At 61.9% G+C, this 21,841-nt stretch carries 22 protein-coding genes and 1 pseudogene; 11 read left to right on the top strand and 12 right to left on the bottom strand.

What is annotated here, in order from left to right:
* Positions 1-9 precede the first annotated feature (9 nt).
* The 5 genes from kce to QTI05_RS27325 form a co-directional block, all read right to left on the bottom strand.
* Positions 10-942 (bottom strand): 3,5-dioxohexanoate:acetyl-CoA acetone transferase, encoded by a 933-nt coding sequence (kce, locus tag QTI05_RS27345; protein WP_286624965.1) that lies wholly within the window; start codon positions 940-942, stop codon positions 10-12.
* Positions 943-1,050: 108 nt separating this feature from the next.
* Positions 1,051-1,833 (bottom strand): SDR family oxidoreductase, encoded by a 783-nt coding sequence (locus QTI05_RS27340; protein ID WP_286624966.1) that lies wholly within the window; start codon positions 1,831-1,833, stop codon positions 1,051-1,053.
* A 43-nt stretch (positions 1,834-1,876) separates the two neighbouring features.
* Positions 1,877-3,259, bottom strand: coding sequence for a fumarylacetoacetase (gene fahA, locus QTI05_RS27335; protein ID WP_286624967.1), 1,383 nt, complete (start codon positions 3,257-3,259; stop codon positions 1,877-1,879).
* Positions 3,260-3,269: 10 nt separating this feature from the next.
* On the bottom strand, positions 3,270-4,499 hold the full coding sequence (locus tag QTI05_RS27330) for a CaiB/BaiF CoA transferase family protein (protein WP_286624968.1): 1,230 nt from the start codon (positions 4,497-4,499) through the stop codon (positions 3,270-3,272).
* A 1-nt stretch (position 4,500) separates the two neighbouring features.
* Positions 4,501-5,262: an enoyl-CoA hydratase/isomerase family protein gene (locus QTI05_RS27325; protein WP_286624969.1), complete on the bottom strand. Its 762-nt coding sequence runs from the start codon at positions 5,260-5,262 to the stop codon at positions 4,501-4,503.
* Positions 5,263-5,509: 247 nt separating this feature from the next.
* On the opposite strand from QTI05_RS27325, the gene QTI05_RS27320 reads away from it, so the two are divergent.
* On the top strand, positions 5,510-6,244 hold the full coding sequence (locus QTI05_RS27320; protein WP_286624970.1) for a TetR/AcrR family transcriptional regulator: 735 nt from the start codon (positions 5,510-5,512) through the stop codon (positions 6,242-6,244).
* Between the two features lie 24 nt (positions 6,245-6,268).
* On the opposite strand, the gene QTI05_RS27315 is transcribed toward QTI05_RS27320, so the two are convergent.
* Positions 6,269-6,589: a hypothetical protein gene (locus QTI05_RS27315; RefSeq protein WP_353505974.1), complete on the bottom strand. Its 321-nt coding sequence runs from the start codon at positions 6,587-6,589 to the stop codon at positions 6,269-6,271.
* 237 nt (positions 6,590-6,826) lie between these two features.
* On the opposite strand from QTI05_RS27315, the pseudogene QTI05_RS27310 reads away from it, so the two are divergent.
* Positions 6,827-7,213 (top strand): annotated as a pseudogene (locus QTI05_RS27310) (FAD-binding oxidoreductase); the annotation flags it as partial.
* 189 nt (positions 7,214-7,402) lie between these two features.
* On the opposite strand, the gene QTI05_RS27305 reads toward QTI05_RS27310, so the two are convergent.
* From QTI05_RS27305 to QTI05_RS27290, 4 genes are read right to left on the bottom strand one after another with little or no spacing between them, the layout of a single operon-like run.
* Complete coding sequence (locus QTI05_RS27305) at positions 7,403-8,323, bottom strand: ABC transporter permease (RefSeq protein WP_286624984.1); 921 nt, start codon at positions 8,321-8,323, stop codon at positions 7,403-7,405.
* 5 nt (positions 8,324-8,328) lie between these two features.
* On the bottom strand, positions 8,329-9,408 hold the full coding sequence (locus QTI05_RS27300; RefSeq protein WP_286624972.1) for an ABC transporter permease: 1,080 nt from the start codon (positions 9,406-9,408) through the stop codon (positions 8,329-8,331).
* Positions 9,405-10,907: an ABC transporter ATP-binding protein gene (locus QTI05_RS27295; protein ID WP_286624985.1), complete on the bottom strand. Its 1,503-nt coding sequence runs from the start codon at positions 10,905-10,907 to the stop codon at positions 9,405-9,407. Before QTI05_RS27295 ends, QTI05_RS27300 begins: the two co-directional genes overlap by 4 nt.
* Positions 10,908-10,941: 34 nt before the next feature.
* The gene (locus QTI05_RS27290) at positions 10,942-11,859 is read right to left on the bottom strand and encodes a BMP family protein (protein WP_286624986.1); all 918 of its coding nucleotides are present in this window, start codon (positions 11,857-11,859) and stop codon (positions 10,942-10,944) included.
* 306 nt (positions 11,860-12,165) lie between these two features.
* On the opposite strand from QTI05_RS27290, the gene QTI05_RS27285 reads away from it, so the two are divergent.
* From QTI05_RS27285 to QTI05_RS27275, 3 genes are read left to right on the top strand one after another with little or no spacing between them, the layout of a single operon-like run.
* Complete coding sequence (locus QTI05_RS27285) at positions 12,166-12,960, top strand: cysteine hydrolase family protein (RefSeq protein ID WP_286624987.1); 795 nt, start codon at positions 12,166-12,168, stop codon at positions 12,958-12,960.
* A complete protein-coding gene (locus QTI05_RS27280; protein ID WP_286624973.1) occupies positions 12,957-13,667 on the top strand; it encodes a TetR/AcrR family transcriptional regulator in 711 nt (236 codons plus the stop codon). The genes QTI05_RS27285 and QTI05_RS27280 overlap by 4 nt, the downstream gene beginning before the upstream one ends.
* Positions 13,664-15,097, top strand: coding sequence for an amidase (locus QTI05_RS27275; RefSeq protein ID WP_286624974.1), 1,434 nt, complete (start codon positions 13,664-13,666; stop codon positions 15,095-15,097). The genes QTI05_RS27280 and QTI05_RS27275 overlap by 4 nt, the downstream gene beginning before the upstream one ends.
* 273 nt (positions 15,098-15,370) lie before the next feature.
* Here the strand turns inward: QTI05_RS27275 and QTI05_RS27270 are convergent, their stop codons facing one another.
* Positions 15,371-15,568, bottom strand: coding sequence for a hypothetical protein (locus QTI05_RS27270; protein ID WP_286624975.1), 198 nt, complete (start codon positions 15,566-15,568; stop codon positions 15,371-15,373).
* 38 nt (positions 15,569-15,606) lie between these two features.
* Here QTI05_RS27270 and QTI05_RS27265 point away from each other — a divergent pair, with 38 nt between their 5' ends.
* The 4 genes from QTI05_RS27265 to tnpC all read left to right on the top strand — a co-directional run bounded on the left by QTI05_RS27265 (position 15,607) and on the right by tnpC (position 18,561).
* Positions 15,607-16,179, top strand: a complete 573-nt coding sequence (locus QTI05_RS27265; RefSeq protein WP_286624976.1) for a gamma-glutamyltransferase — start codon at positions 15,607-15,609, stop codon at positions 16,177-16,179.
* A 32-nt stretch (positions 16,180-16,211) separates the two neighbouring features.
* Positions 16,212-16,592, top strand: coding sequence for a transposase (locus QTI05_RS27260; protein ID WP_286624977.1), 381 nt, complete (start codon positions 16,212-16,214; stop codon positions 16,590-16,592).
* A complete protein-coding gene (tnpB, locus tag QTI05_RS27255) occupies positions 16,580-16,924 on the top strand; it encodes an IS66 family insertion sequence element accessory protein TnpB (RefSeq protein ID WP_286624978.1) in 345 nt (114 codons plus the stop codon). The genes QTI05_RS27260 and tnpB overlap by 13 nt, the downstream gene beginning before the upstream one ends.
* Positions 16,925-16,995: 71 nt before the next feature.
* Complete coding sequence (gene tnpC, locus QTI05_RS27250; protein ID WP_286624988.1) at positions 16,996-18,561, top strand: IS66 family transposase; 1,566 nt, start codon at positions 16,996-16,998, stop codon at positions 18,559-18,561.
* Between the two features lie 347 nt (positions 18,562-18,908).
* Here tnpC and QTI05_RS27245 read toward each other — a convergent pair whose 3' ends face one another.
* Positions 18,909-19,415, bottom strand: a complete 507-nt coding sequence (locus QTI05_RS27245) for a winged helix-turn-helix transcriptional regulator (protein ID WP_286624979.1) — start codon at positions 19,413-19,415, stop codon at positions 18,909-18,911.
* 289 nt (positions 19,416-19,704) lie between these two features.
* Here QTI05_RS27245 and QTI05_RS27240 point away from each other — a divergent pair, with 289 nt between their 5' ends.
* Both QTI05_RS27240 and QTI05_RS27235 read left to right on the top strand, forming a co-directional pair.
* Positions 19,705-20,844, top strand: a complete 1,140-nt coding sequence (locus tag QTI05_RS27240) for a saccharopine dehydrogenase family protein (RefSeq protein ID WP_286624980.1) — start codon at positions 19,705-19,707, stop codon at positions 20,842-20,844.
* An 89-nt stretch (positions 20,845-20,933) separates the two neighbouring features.
* Positions 20,934-21,335, top strand: a complete 402-nt coding sequence (locus QTI05_RS27235; protein WP_286539709.1) for a tautomerase family protein — start codon at positions 20,934-20,936, stop codon at positions 21,333-21,335.
* Positions 21,336-21,841: the final 506 nt, after the last annotated feature.

Raw genomic sequence — 21,841 nt, 5'->3', positions numbered from 1 at the left:
CACCGACTGTCAGAATCCCACGTTGCTAGCCCCTTTCAGGTCCAAAAGTTGCCGGGCTTCAGACGGCGTTGCGACCTCCAGATCGAGTGCCTCGATCACCTTGCGGATTTTGCGAACTTGCGCCGCACTGGACTCCGCAAGCTTTCCAGGGCCAAGCCAGAGAGAATCCTCCAGACCGACACGCACGTTGGCGCCCATGGCCAAGCCAATCGTCGCCAGCGTCATTTGGTTGCGTCCCGCACCCAGAATCGACCACAGATAGGAATCTCCGAACAAGCGATCGGCGGTACGACGCATGTGCATCAAGTCCTCGACGTGCCCGCCGATACCACCGAGGATGCCAAAAACAGACTGGATAAAAAGCGGCCCTTTGACAAGCTGACGGTCCAGGAAATGTGCGAGGTTGTAGAGATGACTGATGTCGTAGCACTCGAACTCGAAGCGTGTCCCATTCTCCGCACCCAGTTGCAGAATTCGCTCTATGTCCGCAAAGGTGTTCTTGAAAACCAGATTCTTGCTGTTTTCCAGATGCTGACGCTCCCAGTCATGGCGTAGGACAGGAAATCGCTGAAGCATCGGGAACAAGCCAAAATTCATTGACCCCATGTTCAGCGATGCGAGTTCGGGCTTGAAGAACGTTGCCGGCTGCATACGCTCTTCAACCGTCATGTGCGGACTGCCGCCGGATGTGAGATTTATCACGGCATTTGTTTGTCCGCGAATTTCCGTCAGGAACGGCTTGAAGAGTTCGGGATCCTGCGACGGGCGTCCATCCACCGGATCTCGCGCATGAAGATGCAGGATTGCCGCGCCTTCGCGGGCTGCGGCAATCGACGCTTCCGCTATCTCTGCTGCAGTCACTGGCAAGTGGGGCGACATGCTTGGCGTGTGAATCGCACCCGTGGGGGCACAGGTAATGATTACTTTTCTGGAACGGCTCAAAGGGTTCACCTGGTGTGGTAGAGGATAAAGGCGACTTTTCTTGCGGTTTGAATGCGCGGGTGGGGCTTGCCGATGGAGCGTCAGACGACTGTCCGTCACTGCCCGTGATCAGCTCAGTTGCTGCGTGTGCCCATCGACAGCCATTTCTTGGCCGGTGACGCTTGCCGCGGCATCGCTGGCAAGAAACATGACCATATTTGCAACGTCCATTGCGCTCACCATGCGGCCCAACGCGGCCTGTCTCGAATAGGCCTTGGAAACGTCTTCGATGGGCACGTTTCGCTCAAGAGCCTTCGCCTGGATGACTGCCCGGATGCGCGGGCCATCGACCGCCCCTGGCAAAACGGCGTTCACGCGGATCCCGTCATGGCCGAGTTCGATTGCAAGCGTCTTCGTGAAGCCGATCACCGCCCACTTTGAGGCGCTGTAGGCGACGCGACCTGGCATTCCCAAATGGCCCGCAGCCGAGGAAAGATTGATGATGCTAGTACCAGCTTGCTTTCGCAGCAACCGAACGGCCGCACGTGCACACAGGAACTGCCCCGTCATGTTGACCGCGAACGTCTGCTCCCATTCGGGCAGAGAAACATCTTCGAATCGCCCGGTGGGGCCGGCAACGCCTGCATTGTTGACGAGTACATCGAGACCTCGCATCTTCTGCTCTGCAAACCCAAAAAGGGCCCCAACGTCGCTCTCACTGGAAACGTCAGCGTACATCGAGTGCACGGTCGGCATCTCGGCGTCCAAGCGCGCCAGTGCGGCGCGATCAACGTCACAGACTGTTAGCTGTGCGCCGGCGCTGTAAAAGCTGCGCGCCATCTCAAGGCCAAGTCCGCTCGCTCCCGCGGTGATAAGGACGCGCTTTCGCACGAAATCAGTCTTGCTCCACATTGGAACTTCCTCTGCGTTCAAACAAGTTCTAGCTCGAAGCACCTCACAGCGGGAGATGCTCCGGCGTCTTGCCGCGTGATGCGGCCGTCGTGTCAATCAACGGTGCGACTGCTGGCAGAACCCTTCCGAAATTTCTGCCAAAGCCAATGCGTACGAAGCCCTCTCGTTCGCAATGACCTTCGAAAATGACCGCATCCCCGTCGGCCAAGAATCCGCGCTCCTCTCCATCGCCGAGCTGAACGGGTTCTCTTCCCGCCAAGCCGAGCTCGATGAGTGCGCCGGCCTCGAGGCGTGTAGGCCCGGAGATAGTGCCGGTACCCAGCAGATCGCCGGGGCGAAGTGCGCAGCCCCCTGCGGCATGGTGCGTCACCATCTGCGCGAGGGTCCAATACTGGTGCTCGAAGCTGGTTGCCGAAACGAGCGGAGGCTTACGGCCTTTGGCCCTCATCGCTTCAGTTTCAATATAGACTTCCAGCCGGATATCGAACGCACCGCTCGATCGGTTCTCGGCGGAGTCCAGGTAGGAGAGGGGCTGAGGCTCGGAGTCCGCGCGCACCGCCGGCTTCCTGTAGGGCGCTAGTGCCTCCATCGTTACGATCCACGGCGAGATGGTTGTCGCGAAGTTCTTGGCGTGGAACGGGCCGAGAGGGTTCATCTCCCAAGCCTGGATGTCACGGGCGGACCAGTCGTTCAACATGCATAGGCCGAAAATGTGGTTCTCTGCATCTTCAATTGATATGCGTTCGCCGGACTGGTTGCCAGGACCGATGAACATACCCAACTCACATTCGTAGTCCAGCTTCAATGTGGGCTGGTAGATCGGCTCTCGCGAGCCGGGGGGCAGAAACTGCCCTGTCGGGCGATGAAACGTCTGCCCAGCTACGCCAATGGTCGAAACACGCCCGTGGTACGCCATGGGGATCCATCGAAAGCTGGGCGGAAGTTCGTTTGTGGGATCGAAGAGCCGCCCGCAGTTCACCGCGTGATCGAGCGAAGTGAAGTAGTCGGTGTAGTCACCAATCCTCGCCGGGAGCTTGTATTCCGCATCGGCCTGCGAAACTAGGCATTCGCGCAGAGTCGACATTTGTGCATCGCTTGGTCCACCCTGCCGCAGCAACGCGAACAACGCGTGGCGCAGCGCACGCCAAGATGAAGGCCCAAGCGCGAACAGATCGTTGAATGCCTCTTGAGTGGCCGCCGAAGCTGCGCCTCGCGCGGCACCCGAGAAGAGATTGCGGTGGAAGGCGTTCGCGATGTCCAGGATCTGGTCACCGATTGCCACGCCGCCGCGCCAACGCTCGCCGGACGCTTTCCTTCGGAAGATGGCAAATGGCAGGTTCTGCACTGGGAAATGACTTTCGGCTGCATTGGCGGAAGTCACCCAGCTGATCGCATTGATATCATGCGTTTGGTTCAGGTATTCCATTGCGTTTTCCTTAGTCGAATGAGCCGGTGGCAGTACGGCGATGGCGAATGACGCCCCGCTGATGCAAGTCGTTGATGGCGGCGGGCGACAGGCCCTGCTCTGCCAGCACCTCTGCGTTGCTTTCGCCTTGAAAATAGGGAATTCCGGCGGCAGGCAGTGTGGAACGCCCGAACTTCCATGGCGGCCCAGGCATGCGCACGGTGCCTCCGTTGCGGTCGTCCACGTCGACAACCGCGCCCCACTCAGCAGCCCATTCGGATTCGGCAAGTTCTTGGGTCGTCCGCAGGACGCCAATCGCCAAGCCGGCCTCGCTCACCTGCGCCTGGAGTTCGTCCAGGTCGCTGAACGTCAGAATCCAGGCCCGGACCTCCAGCATCAGACTGTCAAGGTTCGCTCGTCGAAGCGTTGCCGTGGCGTAGCGCGAATCACTCAAGAGGTCAGTGCGCCGCATCATGGCGCAGTAGCTCACAAAAGACGGGGAGAAGATCGGACTGGACGCGATGGTGAGCCGACGACCGTCAGGGAGGTCGAAGATCGGCGATTCAGTTGCGCTGAGCGCGTACGGTTCGCCGTCGACGTCGAGGCCAGACATCAGTGCACCAGCCCGCTCGTTCACTGACAGCATCGTGGCCGCCATCGAAACGTCCACATGTTGTCCGAGGCCGGTCTTGTGACGATCTTCCAGCGCAGCCAGCACGGCGATCACTCCCTGCAAGCCGGTGTACACGTCCGCGTGGCTGCAGGCGTCATTGCGAACTTCACTGAGCGCTTCGCCATAGTGCTCAATGAGGATTTCGGTCAGGCCGGTTTCAGCCTGAATGGTGGGCGCAAACGCGGGGCGGTTTCTCCATACTCCCGTCTGCCCATAGCCGCTCATGGAAACATAGATCGCCTTGGTGTTGAACTTGACCACATCCGCATAGCCCAGCCCGTAGCGCGCAAGCGTGCCAGGGCGAAAGTTTTCCACAATGACGTCTGCGTCGCGACATAGATCCACCGCAATCTTGCGTGCCTCAGGCCAGTTCAAGTCCAGGCTGATGTTTCGCTTGCCGGCGTTCTGCTGCACGTAATATAGGGACATTGGGCCGACAAGCGGCACCCCAGAGCGACCCACATCGCCAGCCGGCGGCTCGATCTTGGTCACGTCGGCGCCGAGGTCGCGCAGTGTCTTACTGCAGTGGGGCCCCGCCAACACGCGGGTGAAATCGACGACCCGGAGACCTTTCAATGGTGCAGCCATCTCAGTTACCCTCAAAAATCGCCGTTGCCGGCTTGCCAGTGGCATTGAACGCATCCAGACCGCGTTGCTGATCCGCGGACGCCCACATCGACGTGTTGACTTCGGTCTGCCTCGCGTCCGCGCCAGCGATGCCCTCACGCACTGTTAAGTTGGCCAGCTTCTTGATGCCCTTGAATGCCACCGTGGGGCCCGATGCAAGTTGCCGAGCCCAGGACATGGCAACCGTCCCCAGTTCCGCTTCTGGAGTGACCAGATTGATTGCGCCCCAGCGCTCCATGGCGCGTGGATCATGGCGTCGCCCAAACATTGCAAGCTCCTTCGCCCGAGCAGGACCGACGCGCTGGACCATCCGCTGCACGCCGCCCAAGAGCGGAAGCAATCCGATCGAAGCCTCGGCCATGCTGAACGATGCGGTGTCGGCGGCGATGATCATGTCGCACATGAGAGCGAGTTCAAGCCCACCACCCAAGGCGGCGCCGTGCACGGCGACCACGATCGGGATCGGCACATCCTCCAGCGCAGCCCACAGCGCAACAAGACGCTGCTGGTCGGGCCGCTCCGCAAAGATCACGTCGAGGTCCGCTCCTGCACAAAAGTGACGCATCGAACTCCTCAGCAGGATGGCACGACATCCGCTGTCGACGGCGGCCGTGTATGCGGTGAACAAATCCGCCAGCATGGCGTTGTCCATCAGGTTGTGGGGCGGCTTGCAAAGCGTGACGACGCCGACAGCGCCATCTTTTTCGAACGTGACTGTTGTCATGACTCTAGGAATCCTTCGTAAGATCAATGATTGCCGGCCAGTTGGAAGTGTCCTCTCGGGCCGCTCTTGCAATCGCTTGCTGCGAATGCAACATCACAAGGTTAACACCGTTTACTAGACGATGATAACAGTGTTTACCCGTAGATTGCGGCATGTCTGAACGGGTCAAGTCCATCTGACAAACCTTTGGTGCCAAGGCCATGCACCGCTATAAGATCCATGTCAGATCACCTTCACGAAGTCCATGATGAGTACACGAAATTTACCCACCGCCGACGCCGAGCTGGCTCAACAAGCGGTACGTCGCGGTGTCGATTTGCGTAGGGCCTTCGTCACAGAGGGTCGCAAGATGTTTGAGGAGAACGGTGCGACGGAGTTGAGCATTCGCGCCATCGGGCGCCGCCTTGGGGTTTCAGAGGCAGCCCCTTTCAAACATTTCAAAAGCAAAGAGCATTTGCTGGCAGCCATCGCCAGTAGCGGTTTCAGGGAGCTGGCTGAACAGCGCAAACTTATCGTCGACTCGGTTGCCGCGCCCGCAACTCGCGCACGGGAAATGATGTTGAGCTATGTTGATTTTGCGTGTGCACATCAGGGGCTTTTTGACCTGATGATCGGCCCGCGGCTGCTGGCCGAAGTTCGGGACGGCGAACTGGAGGATGCCGGCAACGCGTCCTTCAGCTATTTCGCCAATTCAATCCACGCGCTCGCCCTCGAAAGTGGCTGGACCAAGGAACGGCTAGACGTTCTTGCACATGCAGCTTGGACCGTAGAGCACGGGATCGCTTCACTGATCCTCGCTCGCCAACTTCCTCGCAAACGGGCCAAGCTCACGCAACAGCAGATCGTCAGCTTCGCGATAGACATTTTTCTGAGTGCGATTGCAGCCGGACCGACCCAGTTCAAAAACTTTCTTCCGGCCCACATTGGCCGAACGTCTGTGCAAAGACCTCCAGCAGGGACTGGCCGGGCGTGTCTCACCTAGTCTGATGCGAGAGACTATATAAATTCAGGAGGATTTCGTTCGCCCCTCCAGACCGCTCCCAATGCGGCCAGTGTCCAAAGCCCTCCATGCCAACGATGCCTGGCAGGCCGGGTAAAGCACGGCGCAACGTTTTGGGTGCATCGCGGGAAAGTTCGTTGAGGTCAGCGTCTCTCCGGTAGAGGTGGAAAGATGGGGGCAAACGGTCGTGACAATAGCCTTGGTTCGCTCGATCATCGCGGAGAGCAGAGCCGTGTCGTTCGCGTCGACCTCCTCCAGCAGAGTGTCCTTCGGCGCCCCGAACTGATCGCGCACCTTTGCCAGCTTGGCTTGGCTGCGACCGGCCATGACCCACTTCACCTTACCGCCCACGCCATAGCGCCGCGCGAAGTGTTCCGCGACGAGTCGGCCTGTGTAGCCGCTCGCCCCCTTAGCCAATAATGTCGACCTCCGCCGCCGGGTTCACGGCAGGCTCCCTTCAGAGAATCGCACCTGCTTCATGCTCTTCGGCCCAATTCGTCCGCGCTGGCGAGCATTCTTCGCAGGCTTTATCGGCGCGGCCCGTTGCGAAATGATCCGGCAGGCCAGTTCGATCCCACGGGCCTGTTCAACCCCGGCAAGACCATCGACACGCCGAAAATGGACGACGGGTCTCTCTTTCGGTTCGCCCCTCCCGGGCCGCCCAAGCCTTACAAGCGCATTCCCATCCAGCCGGTGTTGGACTGGTCAGCTTGGAGCGTGCAGGCCGACCCAGTCACCGAAGTCACGACGGCGCCAGGCACGGGCGGTGACGTCACCTGCGGCTTTGCCAAGGCTGTCGAGATGTGCAACAACAACGGGCACTGCCGCAAGTTCGACGCCGGCACGATGTGTCCGAGCTACCGCGTTACGCGCGACGAGCAGCACCTGACCCGTGGCCGCGCCAACACACTGCGTCTCGCGGTCTCCGGCCAGCTGGCACAGGATGCATTCAACGTCTCCGACTATTTCCGTGCGAACAAGTTGGAGATGAAGCCGGTGGTCATCGAGAAGATCGAGCAGCTGCGCGACGCGCTTGTTGGCTGTCGTTGCGACGCCTATACGAACGACGCATCGCAACTTGGCTCGTTCAAGCTCTCGCTGGGTGCCTAGCGCCACAACAGCAGAGGTCGAGCATTCGCCCTAGCGCACATATGCTTGCGTCAGATACGCGGGTGAACTCTGCCGGCCGACGAGTCCACCGACGGCTAGCAGCGCCATCAGATAGGGAAGCATGATCAACAGCGCATTCGGCAGCTGAATACCGAAGGCTGGTAGCTGAAATTGCAAGGCCGTGGTCCCACCGAACAACAAGCAAGCCAGGAGCATGCGGCCCACCTTCCAGTTGCCAAAAATTACGGCGGCGATGGCCAAGTAGCCGGCGCCGCTCGTCATGCCCTCAGTGAACGTGTGAATGTCGCCGATCGACAGGAAGCATCCGCCGATCGCTGAAAGAACACCGGTGAACAGAACGGCGCCGTAGCGCACCGCCATCACTGACATGCCGGACTTCTCGACCGCTTTCGGCTCCGAGCCGGCTGAATGCACCGCAAGGCCGATCGCGGTGGTGCGCAGCACCCATGCCAACAAGGCGACGAGCGCGAGTGCCAGGTACACCAGCCACACCTGGCTGAACACCGCTTCGCCGAACACGGGAATCTGAGACAGCAGGGGCAGATGCCACTTGTCAAAGCCGGGAACCTCTGCGCGCGAGCGGCCACCGAAAATCTCTCGGTAGGCGAGCGTGGTCGCGCCCAGCATCAGGATGTTGATGCCAATGCCCGTCACGACCTGGTTGGCGCGCAACGTGATGCTCAGGAAGGCCTGCAGCAAGGCCACAGGAAGCACGGCCAGGATGCCAATCAGCAGGCCCAGCATCGGGCTGCCGGTTGCGACGGCGCCGGTGGCCCCGGCAAAGGCGCCGGTGAGCATCATTCCTTCGACGCTCATGTTGAGTACGCCGGCGCGTTCGCTCACCAGTTCACCCGTGGCGCCGAGCACCAGCGGTATCGCGAGACGCAGGGTCGAGCCCGCGAAGACGGCGAGCATCGCGCCGTCGGACATGTCGCTCATCGGGTGCCTCCCTTGCTGCCGTCAATCCACCGCGCCGAACCTGCCAGCGCCACGACGACCACGCCCTGAATCACCAGCACCAGTGAACTGGGCACGTTGGCGACCATCTCCATGTTGATGCCGCCGGACCGGATGAAGCCGAAAAGCATCGCGCCGGCGATCACGCCGGTGACTGAGCCGCGGGCGAGCAGCCCGACCACGAGCCCGTCGAAACCGTAGCCGGACGAGAAACCGGCCCTTAGGCTGTACTGCTCGCCTTGCAGCATCATCGAGCCGGCAAGCCCGCCCAGTGCACCGGCTGCGAAGAACACACCGACGATCGAGGGTGCAATCGCAATGCCGGCCTTGCGCGCCGCCAAGGGATTGAGGCCCACCGCGCGCAGTCGCAAACCGAACACGGTGCGGTGCAGGAGCACGGCGGCGAGCAGCGCCAGCACCAGCACGAGCGGCATCCCGACGTGCATCGGCATGGCCGCATCGCCGGTCAGCAGTGGCAGCTTGGTCGTGTCGGGAATATCCAGCGATTCGGGCAAGGTGCTCGAGGTGGTCATGGGCTGGCGCAGCAGCGACACGCTCTGCACGCTGCCATACAGCATCCACACGCCAATGAACGACAGCATCAGGCTGCTGATCACCTCGTTCGTCCCGACCCAGATCTTGAGCATGCCCACGATGGCGCCCCAGAGCCCGCCCACGACGCAAGCGGCCAGCATCGGCAGTACGAAGCCCAGTCCGGCCGGCAGATCGACAACGCCGCCGTGCAGGCAGACGGCTGTGGCCGCAATGGCCCCGACTGCAATCTGCCCCTCGCCGCCGACGTTGGTGAGATTGGCCCGGTTCGCCAACACGAAGCCCAGTCCGACCAACGCGAAAACGAGGCTGCGGTTGATCGACGCCGCCAGTGCATAGGGAGAGCCCCAGGCACCTTCGGCAAACGCGGACACCGCATCAGCGATCGGCACGCCGATGGCCGCCACCAGAACCAGACCGCACAACAGCGCGACCACCACGGCAGCCAGTGAGAGAGCGACGGCGCGCTGGTCGCGCATGGCCGTCGCGAGATTCGTTCGCGTCATTGTGTGTGTCCCGCCATCCAGGCGCCAATGCGCTCGCGCTGCGAAGGGCGTGCGTCGCACTGCCCCATGATCCGGCCGCGATACAGAACCACGATACGGTCGGCGACCTTCAGCAGTTCATCGAACTCGGAAGAGATCAAAAGCACGCCGATGCCGCGCTCACACGCGCCGACGATGTGACCGTAGACAGCCTCGACGGCACCCACATCGAGGCCCCGGGTCGGCTGGGCGGCCAACAGGAAGCGCAGCCTTTCGGTGGTCAATTCGCGCGCCAGCACCGCTTTTTGCTGATTGCCGCCCGACAGGCCAGCGAATGCCACTTCGGGGCTCGCTGCGCGCACGTCGTAGGTCTTCATGAGTTCCCGCGCGTCGCGCAGCATTGCTGCGCGATCGAGCAGGCCCCAGCGGCGGTAGTTGCCGAGCCGGTTGAGCAGGATGTTCTCGGCCACGCTCATCGCGACGACGCAGCCCGAGGCGTGCCGGTCCTCGGGCACAATGCCCACGCCGGCCGCCGTGACAGCCTTGGCGCCCTTGCCGGTGAGTTCGGTGCCGCCCACGAAAAAGCGGCCCTCGGTGGCTGCAGCTAGTCCGGACAGCACGGCGGCCAACTCGACTTGCCCATTGCCCTCAACACCGGCTACACCGACGATCTCGCCGGGCGCCACCAGCACGGTGAACTTGTCCAGCCGGGTCACGCCCTGGGCGTCACGCACGGTCAGCCCGTCCACCATCAGCGCGGGCGTCGGCACGGCTTCGCCAATTGGCGTGGCAGCTCGGCGCGGCGACGCCGGGACAGCATCGCAGGGATCGGACAGGTCGCGCTGGATCATTGCTCGAACCAGCGATTGGATCTCCTGCGCCGGAGCGTCCGAGCGCGCGACGACACGGCCCGCGCGAAGCACCGTGGCACGCCGCGCGATCTGGCGGATCTCTGCCAGCTTGTGGGTGACGAGCACGACGCCGCACCCTTTTGCTGCGACCTTCTCGCAAACCTGCAGCAGCGCGCGGATTTCGTCGGGCAACAGCACCGCCGTCGGCTCGTCTAGCACCAGCAGGCGGGGTTCCCGCATGAGGCACTTCACGATCTCGACGCGTTGGCGCTCGCCCACCGACAGGCCACTGACGAGTGCGTGCGGGTCCAGCTGCATGCCGTAGCGCTCGCCAAGTTCCCGCATGCGCGCGGCACACTCCGCGCGCTTCAGAATGCCGCGCGACTGGCCAAGAAGAAGATTGTCCACGACGCTCACGTCGGGCACCAGGCTGAAGTGCTGGTGGACCATGGCGATACCTTGTGCCAGTGCATCGGCCGGGCGGCCCGGACGGTAGTCCGCACCAGACAGCCGCATGGTCCCGGCATCCGGCGCGTGCACGCCGAACACAAGGTTGCACAGCGTCGACTTGCCCGCCCCGTTTTCGCCGAGCAGGCAATGCACCTCGCCCGCCTCCAGCGTGAGCGAGACATCGTCGAGCACCTGGTGCGCGCCGAAGCGCTTGCCCATACCCGACAGTTCCAACAGCGGCGTCACGAGAGGATCAACCTTCGAGCACCTTGATCTTGCCGCTCTCGATGTCCTTCTTGATCGCGTCGATCTTCGCCTTCATGTCGGGTGTCGCGCCGCAGATCACCATGTCGGACGCCTTCGGACCCATGGCGAGGCCGAACGGCTTGTAGCCGGCTTTCCAGTTGCCGGACTGGGCTTCCTTGATTGCGTATTCCACCTGGTAACCCACGCCAGTGATGCTGTATGCCGGGTAGAGAGGGTCGGTGCCGCAGCGGTCGGTGTAGCTGCCGATGATGCGCGTGTTCTTTTCCTTCGCGGCCTGCTCCATGCCGCGCAGCCCCAGGTTCAGGATGTGATAGTGCATGTCTGCACCTTGCGCGATGGCGGCCAGCGTGGCTTCCTTCGACTTCGCGACGTTGTCGAAATCTCCGGTGTAGTTCTCCACGTACTTGATTTTCGGGTTGACATAGGCGGCGCCTTTGCCGAACTCCTTGCCGGCATTGACGATCGACGGGATCTCCATGCCGCCCACGTAGCTCACCACGCCGGTCTTGCTGAGCATGGCCGCCGTAGCGCCTGCAACGAACGCGATCTCGGCTTGCTTCACGTCGTAGCCAGCCACGTTGGGCACGGTGTCGCCCTTGTTGCCGCCGACGATGGAAAACTTGGTCTTGGGAAAGCGTTTGGCGACCTTGGTGACCGCCGCCTGCGTCTGGCCGCCGACACCGATCACCAGTTGGTTCTTGGATGCCAGGTTGACCAGCGCCTGCTCCATGTCGGCGTAGTTGATGTTCTCGATCATCTGGACCTTGATCTTGTCGCCATAGGCCTTTTGCGCTGCAGCCAGACCGTCGTAGCCTGACTCCATCCAGCCTTTATCGGATTTGGAGCCAGGAATCAGCACGCCCACGGTGAGTGGATCGGCGGCGTGCGCCACACCGGCCAGCATGAGCGCGGCGGTCGCAGCCCACGCAAACGATGCAAGGGAGGAGTGAGTTCTCGGCATTGGCATTCCTTTCGCTAGGTAGATGGGATTAAGTAACTGAACGATTACTAAATGGACACGAATGGCGCTGGCGTTTGCAAGAACAATGCCATCGGCTCGGCGGCAGCCTTTGCACTCGGCGCAAACGCCGGGAGCGGTGGCTGCGCGCAAGCGTTTCGGATATCGGCCGAATCCATCGAGGCACCGTCCGGGCGCCGATTGCGGCACCATTGCGGTGCTTGTTCACTCACCAACTTGGAGTCCTTGACCATGCCAACCCAGCCAGAATCGGGCAGCAGACCGCTCGGCATCGCCCCTCATTACCATTGGCGCGCCACGCGGAACGAGGTCGACATGGCGATGCCCGCACCCGCGCCGAGAGCCCTTCGGCTCCGCGCCGAGCCGCAAAACGTGATGATCGATCTGCGCCGCACGGCCATCGTCGTGATCGACATGCAGAACGATTTCTGCACCGCTGGCGGCTGGGTCGACCACATCGGTGGCGACTTCGCTGCCGACCGCGCAGCCATCGTGCCACTGCAGGCGGTGCTGCCCGCGTTGCGCGACGCCGAAGTTCCTGTGATCTGGGTCAACTGGGGCAATCGCCCCGACCTCGCCAACATGCCGCCGAACCAGATTCACCTGTACAAGAACAGCGGTACGGGTACCGGCTTGGGCGATCCGCTACCCGAAGGTCGAGGCAACGTGCTGGAAAAGGACTCGTGGGCCGCAGCTGTCGTCGACGAACTGGCGCCCCTGCCAAGCGACATAAGGGTCGACAAGCACCGCATCAGCGGCTTCTGGGACACGCCGCTCGACAGCATCCTGCGCAACCTCGGCGTGAAGACGATTCTGTTTGCGGGTTGCAACACCGACCAGTGCGTTCTGCACTCCCTGACCGATGCAAACTTCCTGGGCTACGGCTGCGTCATGCTGGAAGATTGCTGCGCCACGTCGTCGCCTCCCTTCTGCACGGAGGCGACGGTGTGGAACGTCAAGAAATGCTTCGGCTTCGTCAGTGACTCCAAACAGCTGCTGACGGCACTGGCGAACCTGCGCGCATGACGAACCTCGACGGGCTCTACAACGAACAGATGGCTTCTCATTCCGAATCCGCCTCCGCCAAGAAGATCGTTCCGCGCGACCCGGCCCGCACGCGCGCGCGCATTCTGAAGGCCGCCATCGCGGAGTTCTCCGCCAAGGGGTACAGCGGCGCGCGAACCGTTCAGATCGCCAGCCGCGCCAAGTCGAACATTCGCATGCTTTACCACTACTTCGGTGGCAAGGATGCGCTCTACGTCTGCGTGCTCGAGGAGGTGCTGTCCAAGCTGAGGGCGGCAGAGTTGCAACTCGACTTCGATGCCCTCGCACCCACCGCAGGCATCCTGCAGATGTTCGACTTCATCGACACGCACTTCGGCGCGCGGCCCGAGTTGCGCCGGCTCCTGGCCTACGAGAATATGAACCAGGCCCGGCACCTCAAGCGCTCGGCGCTGATCCGCGAGGGTGCATCGCCGGTGCTCGACTTGATCGGCAACCTGTTGCGTCGAGGCGAAGCGATCGGCCTCTTCCGGCCGGGCGTCGACCCGCTGCATCTGTACGTTGCGATGGTGAGCATGGCTTACTACAGCCGGGCTCACGGCCCGACGCTTTCGCGCATCTTCGAAACCGATCTGCTCGCCGACGACTGGCAGGCGGCGCATCGCACACAGTCGCACGAGATGCTGATGGGTTTTCTGGCGCCTGTCATCAAGAAGGGAAGAAAGGCATGACCGTAGCATCCATGGCCGAAGCGGTGAAAAGCGGACGCACGAGCGCCGCGGAGAGGGTCGAAGCGACCTTCCGCTGCATCGCCGCGCTGGATCCGTCGCTGCATGCCTTCTGCACCCTCGACGAAGCGGGTGCGCGCGCGGCCGCCAAAGCGCTCGACGAGCGCCTGGGTCGCAACCAACCGGTCGGCCCGCTGGCCGGCGTGCCGGTGGCGATCAAGGATTTGATCTGCACGAAGGGCTTGCGCACCACCTTCGGCTCGCGCCTTTACGCCGGACACGTGCCGCAGGAAGACGACGTTGTGGTCGAGCGGCTGCGTGCGGCGGACGCCATCATCGTTGGCAAAACCAACACTTCAGAATTCGGCTATGGCGCCTTCGGTCATAACGCGCTGTTTCCAACCACACGCAACCCGTGGAATCCCGATCTCGCGCCAGGTGGATCCAGCGCTGGCTCGGCGGCAGCGGTCGCCGCCGGCATGGTCCCGTTGGCGATCGGCAGCGATGGTGGCGGCTCGGTGCGGGTGCCGGCCGCGCTTTGCGGCATCTTTGGGCTCAAGCCCTCAATGGGACGTGTACCGGCCTACCCTGGTTGTCGGGACGAGCGGCACCCGGGTATATCGAGTTGGGAATCGCTCGAACACATCGGCCCCATGACGCGGACGGTGGCCGACGCCGCACTTGCCATGTCCGTCCTCGCTGGCCCGACGCCGAAGGACAGGTTTTCACTGCCAAACGACATCCTGCAGTGGGCGGTGCCACCGGTCGAGACGTTGCGTCGTGTTCGGATCGCGTTCAGTCCGGATCTCGGCTTTGCGGCGGTCGATCCCGAAGTGCGCGCGAGGACGGAGGCCGCGGTTCACAGGCTGGAGCAAGTGCTGGGCTGTGTCGTCCAAGTCGTACAGCCGGATGTCGGCAACTACTCAGCCGTGTTCGAAACCCTTGTCGCCATGGACACGGACCGGCAGGGCCTGAGGCGCATGGCAGCCGAACAACGCATCGAACTGCAGGGCTGGCTGGCCAGTCTGCTGTCGCGCGATTGGAGCGCCGACACTTTCACGCACGCACTGATGGAACGAAAGCGCATCGCGAACACGGTCTGGCGCTTTATGGAACACCATGACTTCCTGATAACGCCGACGACCGCGTGCGCGGCTTTTGGACTGGACATCCCCGGGCCCGACACCATCAACGGCAGAGCGGTGGAGGCGGGTAGCGCCTGGATCGCTTTCTCCGCGCTCGCAAACTTGACTGGTGCGCCGGCCGCGTCGGTTCCTATTGGATTGACTGTTGACGGTCGGCCGGTCGGCCTGCAGATCATGGGTCGTCACCTCGACGATCTGGGTGTGATGGCGTTGTCGGCGGTTGTCGAATCGCTTTTTCCAACATCCTGGCCACCGTTGGTCATCTCTGGGGACGCAATGTCCCGCTGAGTTCGATCAACTGCCGGCTTGCAGACCTGAAGCGTCCTGACTGCCCAACTCGATCACGGTCGTGACATGGCGGTCACTGCTTCACTTTTTGCCTTGCCACGTTTCAATGCTTCTCGCGAGTGGCGACAAGACAAGCATCCACGTCAGCGTCGCTTCACTTCGCGAGATGTTGCGGGTTACCAATTGGTTTTTGACCCGGTTTCCGAGCGTGTGGGGCGAAGCAAGGGATTCAGTCGATCCGCGCCGGTCCCCTGACGCCGCACACACAACTCATCAGAAGGCAGCGTCTTTGTCACGCCTGAGGTACTCCGCGAGCAGCAACTCGTCCACAGCGACCGGCGCATTGGCCACGCGACTGATCAGGTTCAAACGGAGAAGCCGGTCGATGGTGGCTCGTACCTTGGCAACGGTGGCCGGGCTGCTGCCGGGCTTGCCGAGTCGCTGCAACGTTTCACGACCGAATGGCGGCAAGCCGCCCAGTCATGCCACCCGTCACTTCGCATGCCATCTTGGAGCACCTCGACTACGAAGTGCTCCCCGCAGGCCCGGTGCGGCGCATGCGTCTGGAAATCGAAGCGATGCGGATGGCGTTCGGAGACCTCTACGCACATAACTCAGCTCCCGCAACCATGCGCATGTCGGTGTCCGACCTCCTGGACATGCAGCGCCTGACTGCCCTTGCGAACACCATCGAGACGTCGGCCGCCTCGCCCAGAGCCAGAGTCGCTCTCACGAGTTCAGGAACCGTCTACCTCTGCGCTGCCGACAAGGAGGGCCGGATAGTGTCGTACATCCAATCCAACTACCGCGGATTTGGATCCGGCTTGGTGGTGCCAGGCACCGGCATTGCATTGCAGAACCGCGGTGCTGGCTTCACCTTGCAGCCTGGCCACGCGAACGAAGCTGCCGGCGGCAAGCTTTCGTCACACACCATCCTGCCGGGCTTCCTTTTCAAGGACGAGACGCCCGTCATGGCCTTTGGTGTGATGGGCGCCAAAATGCAATCCCAGGGCCACGTCCAGATGGTGATTCATTCCGTCGTAGAGGGATTTAATCGTAAGCGCGCGGTGAAGTCATCTTGATTGCCTGAGAGTCGGCAGGCATCGTGTCCGCGATGAATGATGTGGACGCAATAGATGGTGTGGTTAAGCGGGCCACCCGTCGCAAGCACAGCGCGAGGTTCAAGGCGGAGGTTCTGGAGGCATGCCGCCAACCGGATGCGTCTGCCGCGGCGATCGCGAGGCTGTACAACCTGAACGCGAACGTGGTGCATCGTTGGCGCGCCGACGATCGCAAGGCGGCGGCGCCGAAGGCGGTCGAGGTTCCCAAGTTGCCGACGCCAGCCTTCGTCGCACTCGATGTGCAGCCCGAAGCCGAGAGACCGATTCGCGACATTCGCATCGAGCTTAAGAGGGGCAGCGCCACTGCGGTGGTGCACTGGCCAGTCGAGTCGGCCTCGTCGTGCGCAGCCTGGCTGCGCGAGTGGCTGCGTTGATCCGCGTCGACGCCGTGTGGCTGGCCACCGAGCCGATCGACATGCGCGCTGGCACCGAGACGGCGCTGGCACGCGTCGTGAAGGTGTTCGGTGCCGCGCATCCGCACCATGCCTACCTGTTCGCCAATCGGCGGGCGAACCGCATGAAGGTGCTCGTGCACGATGGCATCGGCATCTGGCTGTGCGCACGTCGTCTGCACCACGGCCGCTTCCTCTGGGCTAACGCAAGCCTGGGCACGGAGATGGCGATGACGCGTGAGCAGCTCGACACACTCGTGCTCGGACTGCCCTGGCAGCGCGTCGGTGCAGCGGGCGTCATCACCGTGGTGTGATCGGAGGGCGGCGGTGCAATTGCTGCAAACGCCGATGACATTCGCACGGTCGCGCGGCACCATACGTGCTCATGGTGGATGCCGAACAATTGAAGGGCCTCAGTGCAGAGCAACTGCGCGAGGTGACCCTCCGGCTCATCAAGGACTTCACAGAGCAGCAAAGCCAGCTCGAGGCCAAGGATCGCTCGATCGAGACGCTCACGCGCGAGGTCACGTTCAAGACCACCAAGGTCGATCAGCTTACCCACGAACTCGCGCAGTACAAGCGCCTGCGCTTCGGCAAGAGCAGCGAGAAGCTCGACGCGGCGCAGGCCAGCCTACTGGATGAAACGCTCGATGCCGACCTGGCCGCCATCGAAGAGGAGCTGAAGCAGCTTCGCTCGCCACCCAAGACCGAGGACAAGCAGCAGCCGCGGCGCACGGCGCTGCCGGCAGACCTGCCGCACGTCGACGTTCACCACGAACCCGAGTCGACCACCTGTGCATGCGGCTGCGCCCTCAAGCGCATCGGCGAGGACGTGGCCGAGAAGCTCGACTACGTTCCCGGCGTGTTCACCGTCGAGCGGCATGTTCGGGGCAAGTGGGCCTGCGCGAAGTGCCAGACGCTGATCCAGGCGCCGGTGCCCGCACAGGTGATCGACAAGGGCATCCCGACAGCCGGCCTCCTGGCGCAGGTGATGGTCGCCAAGTACGCCGACCATCTGCCGCTGTACAGGCAGGAAGCGATCTTCGGGCGCGCTGGCCTGGCCATTCCGCGTTCGACGCTCGGGGCCTGGGTCGGCGCCTGTGGCGTGCGCCTGCAACCACTGGTGGACGCACTCAAGGAAGCGATCCTCGCTCACCGCGTTCTGCATGCCGACGAGACACCGGTAGCGATGCTCAAGCCCGGCACCGGCAAGACTCACCGTGCGTATCTGTGGGCCTACACACCAGGCGCCTTCGAAGGCATGAAGGCGGTGGTCTACGACTTCGCCGACAGCCGGGCCGGTCAGCATGCGCAGGACTTCCTGGGCGACTGGCGCGGTGCGCTGGTCTGTGACGACTACTCCGGCTACAAGGCCATGCTGGGCAAGGGTGTCGTCGAAGCGGGCTGCCTCGCACACGCTCGACGCAAGTTCGTCGAACTGCACACGGCCAACAAGAGCCAGGTCGCCGAAGCCGGGATCCAGTACTTCACTCGGCTCTACGAGATCGAGCGCGAAGTGAAAGACTTGGACTCCGATGAACGGCGTCGGATCCGCCAAGCGCGGGGTCGACCGATCGCCGAGGGGCTGCAAGCCTGGATGATCGCGCAGCGGCTCAAGGTTCCGGAAGGTTCAGGGACAGCCAAGGCGTTGAACTACAGCCTGAAGCGCTGGGCCGCGCTGACGCGCTACCTGGACGACGGCAACTTGCCAGCCGATAACAACTGGGTGGAGAACCAGATCCGGCCGATCGCCGTAGGTCGCAACAACTGGTTGTTCGCCGGCAGCCTTCGTGCAGGGCAGCGCGCTGCCGCCGTCATGAGCTTGATCCAGTCAGCCAAGCTCAATGGGCACGATCCGCATGCTTATCTGAGAGATGTGTTCTTGCGCCTGCCAACGCAGCCGCACAGCCGGATCGACGAACTGTTGCCGCATCGCTGGCAGCAGAGCTGAGCACCCCCTCGCGCTCACCGCCGCATGCGCGGCCCTCGTCAAGATGTGTTCGCCGCGCGCTTACATTTAATCCGCAGGCGAGTTCGGATGCTCCCCGCTGGCGCATCGATGCCGAGGGACAACTTATCGTGGAAGCATCGATGCCCACCGAATGCGTGCAAGGGTTGCGCACGATGGGCCACGATGTGAAAGTGATGCCGGCCGACACGCTCGAGTTCGGCAGCGCTCAGTTGGTTCAACGTCTACCGGGTGACGACATTGCGTATGTCGCGGGTTCAACAGTGCCTTAACCTCCAATTCCCGCGACTCGAGCAAATTTTGCCTTCGATTGCTCGTGAGTCAGGCGCTCATTTTCTTGGCGGATCCCCTTGACTCAGCGCGGTTGAAGAAGGATCTCTGTCTCCTCGTTCGAGCGCGCGCGAAACGAAGTCGTGCGGGCCGAGCGTGCGGCCGTCCTGTGACTTCAACTCAAGTGGGCGGAGTTTTTCGTGGGTTTGTCGGTCCACCAGATCGTAGGAGAGTTGCCCGGGAGGGAAACAGAATTCTTCTCCCCATTGCCAAAGCGAGGCGACCACTAGGTAGAGCCGTTCACCTTTCTCGGTCAAGACATACTCTCTATAGGAGGATCCATCGGAGGCGGGTGCCGTGGTGAGAACGCCGCAGGCCACCAGCTTCCGCAGACGCGTGGTCAAGATGTTCTTTGCTAGTCCTAAGCTCCGCTGAAACTCCCCAAAACGCCGCGTTCCCGCCAAAGCGTCACGAACAATCAGCAGCGACCACCAGTCACCAATTGTCTCGAGGGATCGCGCGATCGCGCAAGTGCTGGTTTCCAGCGTTGTACGCTTGCCCTTCATCTCACTCCTTCATGCCGGTGTGTGCATGCCAGCGGCTTGTTGCTATAGACGATCCAAGTTCCGACAGCGCCGAAGTCACTGTGGTGTCGTGGTTTGCATCAATTCGTATTCAAGCCGTAAGTTGCAAAAATAAACCAGACAGAGTACCATCTGGGCGGTGGTTGTAAAGTTAAACCGATTTGGTGAGGCATTTCGCGATGGGGCGCCCCGATGACGCCTGCGAGGAATGCTTGCCAGCTCGGGCAAATTGGAGCGAAGAGCACATGCGATTAGCTAGAGGGAGCCTGCCATGAACCCGGCGGCGGAGTTCGACATTATTGTCTTTGGGGCGAGCGGCTACATCGGCCGACTCGTCGCGGAGCATTACGCGCGGCACTATGGCGTGGGCGGTAAGGTGAAGTGGGCCATGGCCGGTCGCAGCCAAGCGAAATTGGCAGAGGTGCGCGATCAGCTCGGGGCGCCGAAGGACATGCCGCTGGTGGAGGCCAACGCGAACGACCCGGCTCAACTCGCCTCGATGATCGCGCGGACCAAGGCGATTGTCTCGACCGTCGGACCCTATCAGTTCTACGGCTCAAACTTGGTGGCCGCCTGCGCTGCTGCTGGGGTCGATTATTTAGACTTGTGTGGCGAGCCCGCCTGGATTCGTCAGATGATCGATACGCACGAGGCGACGGCGAAGGCGTCTGGCGCACGGATCTTATTCTCATGCGGGTTCGATTCGCTGGTGTTCGAGCTGGGAGTCTATTACGCCCAAGAGACGGCTAAGGCGACGCTGGGCGCCCCCGCGCCGCACGTGAAAGCTCGGCTGCGGGCCATGCAAGGCGGCCCTTCGGGGGGCTCTGTCGCGAGTGTGATGGCCACAATGGCGGCGGTTCAAAACGATGCTGTGCAGCGCGCGGTCTTTATGAGCCCGTTTGGCTTAACGCCTGGCTTCGAGGGGCCAACCCAACCTCCAGGCGACGCGGTCAGAGATGACCCCGACGTGGGGCCCGTTGGGCCGTTCATCATGGCGGCGCTTGATACCAAGAACGTCCATCGCTCGAACCTCTTGATGGGTCATCCTTATGGCAGGGATTTCCTTTACGACGAGATGGTGGTTGGCGGTGGCGAAATACCGAGCGTAGGGGATATGAGCCTCCTGCCCAAGCCCGGCGAGGGGCCGACTAAGGATGAGCGTGAGGCCGGCTTTTACGACATCCTGTTCATCGGAATCGGAGCGGACGGGCGGAAGGTGCGCACGTCAGTGAAGGGCGATATCGACCCCGGTTATGGCGCGTCATCAAAAATGCTCGCTGAAACGGCGATCGCTCTGATGGGTGCGCCGGATGTGCCAGGTGGCATCTGGACCCCTGGCGCTGCGCTGCGCGGCAGCCTGGTCGAGCGATTGAGGCGGCACGCCGGCGTGAGCTTCAGCGTTGAGGAATAGCTGTTCAAACCATCGTGGCCAGATAGGCGTGCCACTCTGATGTTCGTTTTTCGCCAATTCATCCCCAAACCACAGAAAAGGAAAAAACCATGCCACTCGTTCGCGTAACTATGCTGAAGGGTAAGTCTTCAGAATACATCAAGCAGCTATCACAGAGCATTTATGAAGCCCTCGTTGAGGCTTATCTCATGCCTGAGAACGACATGTTCCAGATCATCGAACAGTTGGAGCCCGGGACGCTTATATACGATCGACGATTTGGGATCGACGGCGAGCGAAGTGACGATTTCATCCTCATCAACATCGAGTCCGACGCAAGGCGGCGTGATGAGAAGAAGGCGTTTGTGGCCCGTCTCGTGGAGAAGCTTTCGGTATTACCAGGCCTGTCGCCGGACGATGTTTTCGTCCGCCTCTCGGCGAACACCGTAATGGAAGATTGGTCGTTCGGGGGCGGCAAGGTTGCCTCCGACATCGAATATCCGGCGGGATGAGATGCGGGCGGTTGGCGGCTCCTCAAGATGATCGAAAGATCGACCGCCAAGTTGCTCGAGAAGCGGCGAACCTTTCTCGATGTTCTTCCTGTGAATGTCGGGTCATTTCCCAGTGGAGCCTTTCAAAGTGTCCTCGACCCCAAATGACGTTCTGTTTCGCGCCTGCCGCGTGGAGTCATTTGAACGTGGCATGGCGAAAACGGCCTCAACCATCACCGGATGGGCGAAAAAGCCCTTGGGGGCGCCGACCATCAGCGTCGATGCTATTGGACATAACAACGAGTTCCTCAGCACACACAGGCGGAGAGCGCTCCGAAGCCGCAAGCCTCGACCCATTGGTCGATCGGACGGAGTGCGAGGAGTTCGATCTGATCGCTGTCGGACGAGTCCCAATATGCGATATCCACTGGACAGAGAAGGTAGGCGCCAACCCTGGCTACGCTATGAAAGAGTTCGATCCCGCCGCAATTGGCGTACTCGTATAAGAGTGGCTTCGTGCGACACAC

The organism is Variovorax fucosicus, from assembly GCF_030316825.1.
Taxonomy (GTDB): Bacteria; Pseudomonadota; Gammaproteobacteria; order Burkholderiales; family Burkholderiaceae_C; genus Variovorax; species Variovorax fucosicus.
This window is presented reverse-complemented; position numbering and strand designations above follow the sequence as displayed.

Bases quoted from the DNA above. Each gene is read 5' to 3' on its own strand.
- QTI05_RS27340 (WP_286624966.1), bottom strand. From the start codon at position 1,833: ATGTGGAGCAAGACTGATTTCGTGCGAAAGCGCGTCCTTATCACCGCG.
- fahA (WP_286624967.1), bottom strand. From the start codon at position 3,259: ATGGAATACCTGAACCAAACGCATGATATCAATGCGATCAGCTGGGTG.
- QTI05_RS27330 (WP_286624968.1), bottom strand. From the start codon at position 4,499: ATGGCTGCACCATTGAAAGGTCTCCGGGTCGTCGATTTCACCCGCGTG.
- QTI05_RS27325 (WP_286624969.1), bottom strand. From the start codon at position 5,262: ATGACAACAGTCACGTTCGAAAAAGATGGCGCTGTCGGCGTCGTCACG.
- QTI05_RS27320 (WP_286624970.1), top strand. From the start codon at position 5,510: ATGAGTACACGAAATTTACCCACCGCCGACGCCGAGCTGGCTCAACAA.
- QTI05_RS27315 (WP_353505974.1), bottom strand. From the start codon at position 6,589: ATGGCCGGTCGCAGCCAAGCCAAGCTGGCAAAGGTGCGCGATCAGTTC.
- QTI05_RS27305 (WP_286624984.1), bottom strand. From the start codon at position 8,323: ATGTCCGACGGCGCGATGCTCGCCGTCTTCGCGGGCTCGACCCTGCGT.
- QTI05_RS27300 (WP_286624972.1), bottom strand. From the start codon at position 9,408: ATGACGCGAACGAATCTCGCGACGGCCATGCGCGACCAGCGCGCCGTC.
- QTI05_RS27295 (WP_286624985.1), bottom strand. From the start codon at position 10,907: ATGGGCAAGCGCTTCGGCGCGCACCAGGTGCTCGACGATGTCTCGCTC.
- QTI05_RS27290 (WP_286624986.1), bottom strand. From the start codon at position 11,859: ATGCTGGCCGGTGTGGCGCACGCCGCCGATCCACTCACCGTGGGCGTG.
- QTI05_RS27285 (WP_286624987.1), top strand. From the start codon at position 12,166: ATGCCAACCCAGCCAGAATCGGGCAGCAGACCGCTCGGCATCGCCCCT.
- QTI05_RS27280 (WP_286624973.1), top strand. From the start codon at position 12,957: ATGACGAACCTCGACGGGCTCTACAACGAACAGATGGCTTCTCATTCC.
- QTI05_RS27275 (WP_286624974.1), top strand. From the start codon at position 13,664: ATGACCGTAGCATCCATGGCCGAAGCGGTGAAAAGCGGACGCACGAGC.
- QTI05_RS27260 (WP_286624977.1), top strand. From the start codon at position 16,212: ATGAATGATGTGGACGCAATAGATGGTGTGGTTAAGCGGGCCACCCGT.
- tnpC (WP_286624988.1), top strand. From the start codon at position 16,996: ATGGTGGATGCCGAACAATTGAAGGGCCTCAGTGCAGAGCAACTGCGC.
- QTI05_RS27245 (WP_286624979.1), bottom strand. From the start codon at position 19,415: ATGAAGGGCAAGCGTACAACGCTGGAAACCAGCACTTGCGCGATCGCG.
- QTI05_RS27240 (WP_286624980.1), top strand. From the start codon at position 19,705: ATGAACCCGGCGGCGGAGTTCGACATTATTGTCTTTGGGGCGAGCGGC.
- QTI05_RS27235 (WP_286539709.1), top strand. From the start codon at position 20,934: ATGCCACTCGTTCGCGTAACTATGCTGAAGGGTAAGTCTTCAGAATAC.